General features: G+C 70.1%; 4 protein-coding genes. All 4 read right to left on the reverse strand.

Going from position 1 to position 7,730, the window contains the following annotated elements:
- Positions 1-199: 199 nt before the first annotated feature.
- Positions 200-1,849 carry an LCP family protein gene (locus HDC93_RS05970; RefSeq protein WP_185007850.1) on the reverse strand — a complete coding sequence of 550 codons (1,650 nt, stop codon included), beginning with the start codon at positions 1,847-1,849 and terminating at the stop codon, positions 200-202.
- A gap of 226 nt (positions 1,850-2,075) precedes the next feature.
- A complete protein-coding gene (locus tag HDC93_RS05975; RefSeq protein WP_185007852.1) occupies positions 2,076-3,830 on the reverse strand; it encodes an LCP family protein in 1,755 nt (584 codons plus the stop codon).
- Between the two features lie 233 nt (positions 3,831-4,063).
- Positions 4,064-5,806 carry an LCP family protein gene (locus HDC93_RS05980; protein WP_185007854.1) on the reverse strand — a complete coding sequence of 581 codons (1,743 nt, stop codon included), beginning with the start codon at positions 5,804-5,806 and terminating at the stop codon, positions 4,064-4,066.
- A 241-nt stretch (positions 5,807-6,047) separates the two neighbouring features.
- On the reverse strand, positions 6,048-7,238 hold the full coding sequence (locus HDC93_RS05985) for an LCP family protein (protein ID WP_185007856.1): 1,191 nt from the start codon (positions 7,236-7,238) through the stop codon (positions 6,048-6,050).
- Positions 7,239-7,730: the final 492 nt, after the last annotated feature.

Consider the following 7,730-nt stretch of genomic DNA (forward strand, 5'->3'; position numbering starts at 1 on the left):
CCGAAGTGATGAAGTAGTCGTCGTGGTGACCGCCCCCCTGGTCGGCCTCGCCACCGGGGTGCTCGCCGGCCTCTACCCGGCCTGGCGCGCCAGCCGCATCCAGCCGGCGGAGGCCCTGCGCCGCTGACCGGCCCGCGCCTGCGAAGCGGGGCCCGCCGTCCGGGAGGACGGCGGGCCCCGCTTCATGCAGCGGACGTCGTCACCACCGGTAGGGCCGGTACACGTCCATGCACTCCTTCTTGTCCGCGCTCAGCGCGTCCGCGGAATCGGGCAGGTCGCCCGCCTCGGGAGCCTTCTGCTTCGGGTAGGTCGTGCCCTCCCGCCAGTCGCTGCCGATGGTCAGCGTGGTGGTCACGTCGTCCGTGGCCCGCACCTGGCCGCTCGGGATGCCGACCGCCTCCGCCACCGACAGCGCGTTGGCCCGGCCCTGCTCCCCGGTGCTCTTCGGGTACGTCACCTGGGTCCGGGCGTGCGGGTCCTGCTGCCCGGAGGCGACGGCCCGGGTGAAGCCCTCCTGCTGCAGCGCGGCCACGATCGCGGCGGCCCGCTGCGGAACGGCGGCCTGCTCGTCACTGGCCGTCCCGTTGACGACGGAGACCGACAGCCCCGCGGCCGGCGCGGCGGCGGGCCCCGTGGCCTTCACCGACGCCGGGGACGAACCCGCGGCCGCGGCGACCGCGCGCGCCTTCCCGGCCTTGTCGAAGGAGACGTCGTCGCGGAGCATCGCCCACATCTTGTCGGCGTCCTCGGGCTTGGGCACGAGGTGGTTGCGGTCCAGGGGGTCCTCGATCCACGGCATCGTCGTCATCGTGATGCGGTTGGTCGGGACGGACTTCAGCTGCATGGCGACGTCGTACAGCTCCTTGACCGTGCCGATCTCCTCGGACACCTTCAGCGCCTTGGTGCCCGACTCGGCCAGGCCCATCAGACGGCCGGTGTCGGTGAAGACGTTCTGCTCCTTCAGCGTCCGGATCATCGCGTTCATGTACATGTGCTGCGCCTTGGCGCGCAGCGGGTCACTGCCCCAGGCATGACGGGTGCGCAGCCACTGCAACGCCTGCTTGCCCTGCACCTTGTGCGTGCCGGCCTTCATCTTCAGCCCCGAGCCGCCGCGCTGGCCGGGCAGCGGCCGGTCCCACACGTTCTGGTCGACGCAGACCGGGACGCCGCCGATCGCGTCCGCCATGTCCACCACTCCGGCGAAGTCGACCATCATCCAGTGGTCGATGTACACGCCGGTCAGGTTCTGCCAGGTGGCGAGGGTGCAGCCCGGGCCGCCGCGCTGGAGCGTCTCGTTAATGATCGTGTTCTTGGCCGGGTAGGTCTCACCGGTGTCGGGGTCGATGCACTTCGGGATGTCCACCCGGGTGTCCCGCGGGATGCTCACCACGGACGCGCTCGCGCGGTCCGCCGAGACGTGCAGGAGCATCTGCACGTCCGCCAGGGGCTTGCTGCCGACGATGTCCCGGCCGCCGCCGAGCTTGACGTTCTCCGCGGAGTTCCGGCTGTCGGAACCGATCAGCAGGATGTTGAGCGGGGTCTGGCCGTCCGCGTTGGGCCCGGTCTTCGTGACGTCGGACTCGCCGGCGTTGCGCTTGCCCTTGTCGATGTTGCCGTTGAGATGGCGGTAGTAGAGGTATCCGGCGCCGGCCGTCCCGAGTATCAGGACCGACAGCACGATCGCGGACCAGCGCAATATCCGGCGGCCACCGCCACGCCGTCCGCCGTGGCCGCCCCCGCCCCCCTCGTCCCCGCCCCCGGCGGGCGCAGCCGTCCCCGGACGCTCGTCCTGGGCCAGGCCGCCCGAATCGCGCCGTGTGCTGCCTCCGCGCACGTCACTCTGCGCCATACCCCTGCCTCCCACCCCTACGGCCGACCCACGGGACCGCCCCGCGTCGTGTTCGGATCACGGGTGACCCGTGTCCGTCCGGACCCCGGGTTCCCCCGCCGCTCCGCCGGAGCACGGTCGTCCCCGCTCCTGGTTGGACCACTGACATGCCCGGTCGGATGTACACCCGGCCGATTCGTCCGGGCATGTTCCGTCCACCTGTGAGACGCAGAACGGGACGCTCAGGTCACTTCGCGCACTCGACCTTGTCGGCCGTGGCCTTCTGCACGTCGTCCGGCACCTTCTCCGGAGTCGTGAGCGGCACGCCCGCACCCTCGAAGTCCTTGCCCAGGGTCAGCGTCATCGCGGGGACGCCCTGGGAGTTGGTCACGCTCTTGCCCGGTTTGAGCGCAGCCCCCGACAGGCCCATGATCTCCGCGAGCCGACGCGCCTGGTCCGCCTCGTCGGGCCCGTACTCCAGTGTGGTCTTCGCCAGCGGCTGCTCGGCGTTGCCCGCGTTCTCGGACTTGGTCACGCCTTCCTGGACCTGCAGCCAGCTGAGGGTCTCCTGGGCGCTGCCGGCGACGGCTCCGCCGTTGAGGATCCGCACCCGCACCTCGGAGGCCGGTGCCTTGGTGCCCTTCAGCCGGGCGGCCTCGGCGGCCTTCTCCTTCTTCTTCTCCTGCTTCACCTCGGTCAGCGACACGTCCTCCCGGACCATCGCGAACAACTGCTGGGCCTGAGGCTCCTTCAGGACCACCGTGGCCTTGATCTTCTCCGCCGGGTTGTCGACGACGGGCACGGTGGCGAACGTGAGGTTCTTCGTGTCGAACTTGCCCAGCTCCGCCCCGAGATCGGCCAGGTTCTTGATCGTGCTGATCTGGGAGTCGACGGTCAGCGCCTTGGTACCCGCCTCCGCCAGCTTGATCATCTTCGAAGGGTTGGTCAGGGTGTCGTCGGACTTCAGCTTGCGCATCATCGAGCCCAGGAACTGCTGTTGCAGCTCGATCCGGCTCAGGTCGCCGCCGAAGCCCACGGAGTGCCGGGTGCGGACGAAGGCCAGCGCCTCCTCGCCCTCGATCGTGTGCTCGCCCTTGGGCAGGTCGAGCTTGGAGTCGGGGTCCTTGATGTCCTTGGCCAGACAGACGTCGACTCCGCCCACCGCGCTGGTCAGCGTCTTGACCGCGTTGAAGTCGGCCACCATGAAGTGGTCCATCTTCAGCCCGGTCAGCTCGGTGATCGTGCGCATGGTGCAGCTCGGCGTCCGCTCCTCCTGCCCGAGGCTGTTGTTGAAGCGCGTGCGCTGCTGGCCCGGGATGACCTTCTCCGAGCCGTCCTCCTGCGTCGTCGGGCAGTCCGGGATGTCGGTGATGAGGTCGCGCGGGATGCTCAGCACCGTCGCGTTCGACCGGTCCTTGGACACGTGCAGGACGAGCGTGGTGTCCGCGTGCCCGGCGCTGTCCTTGTCGCCGTAGCCCTCGTTGCCCCTGCCGGTGCGCTTGTCCGTGCCGACCAGCAGGATGTTGATGGCACGGTCCTTGCTGAACCCGCCGGTGCCGGCGCCGTCGTCGGAGACGGACGTGATGTTGTCGTTGAGGTGCTCGTAGTAGAGGTACGCGGCCGCGCTCGTCCCGACGAGCACGAAGGCCAGGGAGCCGCCGGTCCACATCAGGACCTTCTTGCCCTTCCCCTTCTTCGGCGCCGGACGGCGCCCGCGGCGCCCCGCGGCCGCCTCGGCCGGGGCGCCGGTGCGTCTGCGCGGGGAAGGGGCATCGTCACCGGGAGCCGCCGCGCCGGAACGGCTTGCGGGGGCGGTCCGGCCGGTACGGGCCGCGCCGGCTCTTACGGCCGGGCCGCGGCCACCGGAACCACGGGGGCCGGGTACGGACGACTGCGCTGCGGAAGGGGCCAGTCGCAGTTCGTATTCGCCGGTGTCCGGGTTCAGTACCCACTGGTCTGCGGGGTCGATGTCGTCCGCCCGCCCACGGCCTTGCGCGTCCACGGTTGCCTGATTCCTCCGTCGGGCCACGCGGCGCCCTCCCCCGGAAGACGCACGGTGCTGGTCAAGCAGTGCACGCCCCCAGGACGGAGCTCATGGGTGAGAGCACTGGATCGCACACACTATCCGCACACTTCGGCGTCAAGCGACGTGGGTGAGGAATTCCATGTTCTTACAACTGGGCAATCCCGCCCATTTGTTTGAAGGAACCTCGGCGAACACGAAGGAAATTCACGTCACTTGGCGCACTCCACCTTGTCGGCGGTGGACTTCTGCACGCCCTCCGGCGCCTTTGATGGTGTGGTGAGGGAGACCCCCGCCCCCTCGAAGTCCTTGCCGAGGGTGAGCGTCATCGCGGGCAGCCCCTGGTCGTTGGTCACGCTCTCGCCCGGCTTCATCGCGGACCCGGACAGGCCCATGAGGTCGGCGAGACGGCGGGCCTGGTCGGCCTGGTCCGGCGCGTACTCGAGGGTGGTCTTCGCCAGCGAGGCGGGCGCGTTGCCGGCGTTCTCCGACTTGGTCACGCCCTCCTCGTTCTGCAGCCAGCTCAGCGTCTCCTGCGCGCTGCCCGCGACGGCACCGCCGTTGAGGATACGCACCCGCACCTCGGAGGCGGGGGCCTTGGTGCCCTTCAGCCGGGCGGCGACCGCGGCGGCCTCCTTCTTCTTCTGCTCCTTGACGGCGGTGAAGGAGACATCGTTCCTGATCATGTCGAAGACCTGCGGGGCCGTCGACTCGTTCAGCACGACCGTGGACTTCACCTTCTCGGCCGGGTTGTCGATGACCGGAACGGTGGTGAACGTCAGGTTCTTGGTGTTGAGCTTGCCCAGCTCCAGACCGAGGTCCTTCAGCTTGCCGATGCTGTCCAGCTGCGAGTCCACGGTCAGCGCCTTGGTGCCCGCCTCGGCCAGGTCCAGCATCTTCGACGGGCTGGTGAGGGTGTCGTTGGACTTCAGCTTGCGCATCAGCGCGCTCAGGAACTGCTGCTGCAGCCCGATCCGGCTCAGGTCGCCGCCGAAGCCCACGGCGTGCCGGGTGCGGACGAAGGCCAGGGCCTGCTCGCCCTCGATGGTGTGGGTGCCCTTGGACAGCTTGAGGTGCGAGTCCGGGTCGTCGAGGTCCTTGCCCACACAGACCTCGACCCCGCCGACCGCGGTGGTCAGCGTCTTGACCGCGTTGAAGTCCGCGACCATGAAGTTGTCCGGCTTGACCCCGGTCAGCTCGGTCACGGTCCGCATGGTGCAGCTGGGCGTACGGCCGTCCTGGCCGAGGCTCGTGTTGAAGCGGACCTGCTGCGTGCCGGGGATGACCTTCTGCGTGCCGTCCTCCTGCGTCGTCGGGCAGTCCGGCACGTCGGTGATCAGGTCACGCGGGATGCTCAGCGCCGTCGCGTTCGAACGGTCCTTGGAGACGTGCAGCAGGATCGTGGTGTCGGCGTGCCCGACACTGCCGGCGTCGCCGTAGCTGCCGTTGCCCTTGCCGGTGCGCTTGTCGGTGCCGATCAGCAGGATGTTGATGGCCTTGTCCTTGCTGAAGCCACCGGTGCTCGCGCCGTCGTCGGAGACGGACGCGATGTTGTCGTTCAGGTGCTCGATGTAGAGGTACGCGGCGCCCGCACCGGCGACCAGCACGAACGCCATCGTGCCGCCGGTCCACAGCAGGACCTTCTTGCTCTTCGAGGCATTCTTCGCCGGACGCCGTCCACGCCGTCCCGGCAGCGGCTCGTCCGGCGCCCCGCGGCGCCTGCGTGGCGGCGGCACCGCGCGGCCGGGAGTCTCGGGTCGTGACCGGCCGGGCGCGTCCGTGCGGCCGCGCGCCGGCGGGGCCTCCTCGGAGGGGCGTGGCCTGCGGCGCGCGGGGACGCCCGACTGCGGGGCGGAATGCCCCAGTCGCAGTTCGTAATCGCCGGTGTCCGGGTTGAGCACCCACTGGTCTGCGGGATCGATGTCGTCCGCCCGCCCACGGCCTTGCGCGTCCACGGTTGCCTGATTCCTCCGTCGGGGCACGCGGCGCCTTCCCCTCCAAGGCGCTCGGGTCTCGGTCACTCGGTGCGCGACCTCGGGACCGTCCCTCGGGGCCGGGCGCACCGGATCGCTCACACTAACCGCCCCATTCCGCGCCGGGCGACGACGGTGACGCATTCCACGTCCCTACACCTGGGCAATTCGCTCATTTCCTGGGTGGGAAGCTCATTGCCTTGGAGTGGCCTTGGTGCCCGCTTTACTCACAGGTGTCCTCGGCTGCCGTGTTCCCCCGAAACGTCGGTGGAGGAGAAACGGTGACGGCGGGCCCGCGATAAGGGCCCGGAAACGAATCCCCGTACGACCCGTCACGCGTGTCGGGGAGCCTCAACGGGGCGTGACGTTGCAGGCCGCCGCCCTCGACGACCACCGGCGTGTCCGTCCGCAGCCGCTCGAAGAGCCTCTCCGCCGCGGGCTCCACGAGTTGGTCGCGATTGGTGTCGTACGCATACGACTCCCGGGGGACGGTCAGGAATTGCACTTGTTCCATGGGGATGTCGCGCAGGCCGCGCACGAGCTCGTACAAACCGCGCAAGCTGGCCAGTTCCGGGTCGGTGGTGAGAGACGACGTGGCGGCGTCCAGCACGGGATACAGCTTCGCCGGATTCAGCAGGACGTCATTGCTGCGCACCTTGTTGACGAGTGCCCCGAGGAATCGCTGCTGCCGTTCCATCCGCTCGGTGTCACTGCCGTCGCCGAGGGTCTTGCGGGCGCGGACGTAGCCGAGGGCCTGCTCGCCGTTCAGCGTCACGCGCCCGGCGGGCAGCCGCAGCTTGGCGGCCCGGTCGTCGATCGGCTCCCGCAGGCACACCTCCACGCCGTCGACCGCGTCGACCATCTCCTTGAAGCCGTGGAAGTCGACGACGACGTGATGGTCGACGCGGACGTCGGTCAGCTTCTCCACGGTCCGGATCGTGCAGGCCGATCCGCCCAGCTGGAAGGCCTGGTTGAACATGGCGAACCGGGGCGCGCTGCGGGTCCCGTCCGGGCGGCGGCAGCCCGGCAGGTCCACCATCAGGTCCCGGGGCAGGGAGACGGCGGTGGCGCTGCCCCGGCCCGCGGACAGGTGCAGCAGGATCGTGGTGTCGGACCGCTCGGTGCCGGAGTCCCGCCCGTAGCGGGCGTTGTCGCGCCCCTCGCGTGAGTCCGACCCGATCAGCAGGATGTTCCGCGCGTCCTTGACCAGGGAGGTGGGCCGCTCCTTGTCGTACTTCGCGAGCTCGGCGGCGGCGGCCTCGTCGGGGGTGATGTTCCCGCTGAGCTTGGCGTAGACGGCCCAGCCGACCCCGACGGCCGCCACGAGGAGGGTCGTGGCCCCGAACGCCGTGATCCGCACCCACCTCCGCCGACGCCGCCGCACCAGGCCACGCCCGCTGGCGGAAGCCCCCATGCCAGGACCGACCCTGTAGCCCACGGCAGCAACCACCCCTCCTGACGTAGGAACGCCCCGCGCGCACTGCTCCTACGACCATGGCGCGGATGGAGGGCGGGAGGAGGGTGGGGATGGGCCGAACGGGGGAGCGGCTCCCGGCTCGGCCGGCGCCTGCTGTGTCCTGGGTCGTCCGGCGCCTACCGTGCCGCGGGTCGTCCGGGCCTGCTGTGCCGCGGGTGGTCGTGGTGACCTGTTCGCTCCTCTGGTGGCCTGCTGTGCTGAGGGCGATCGGGGCGACCTGCTCGCTCGTCCCGGGGCCTGCTGTGCCGCGGGTGGTCGTGGTGACCTGTTCGCTCCTCTGGTGGCCTGCTGTGCTGAGGGCGATCGGGGCGACCTGCTCGCTCGTCCCGGGGCTTGCTGTGCCGCGGGTGGTCGTGGTGACCTGTTCGCTCCTCTGGTGGCCTGCTGTGCTGAGGGCGATCGGGGCGACCTGCTCGCTCGTCCCGGGGC

This window comes from Streptomyces sp. AK010 (assembly GCF_014207295.1).
In the GTDB taxonomy this organism is placed as follows: domain Bacteria; phylum Actinomycetota; class Actinomycetes; order Streptomycetales; family Streptomycetaceae; genus Streptomyces; species Streptomyces massasporeus.

Excerpts from the sequence above, each read along its gene's own strand:
- HDC93_RS05985 (WP_185007856.1), bottom strand. The coding sequence starts at position 7,238 with ATGGGGGCTTCCGCCAGCGGGCGTGGCCTGGTGCGGCGGCGTCGGCGG.
- HDC93_RS05970 (WP_185007850.1), bottom strand. The coding sequence starts at position 1,849 with ATGGCGCAGAGTGACGTGCGCGGAGGCAGCACACGGCGCGATTCGGGC.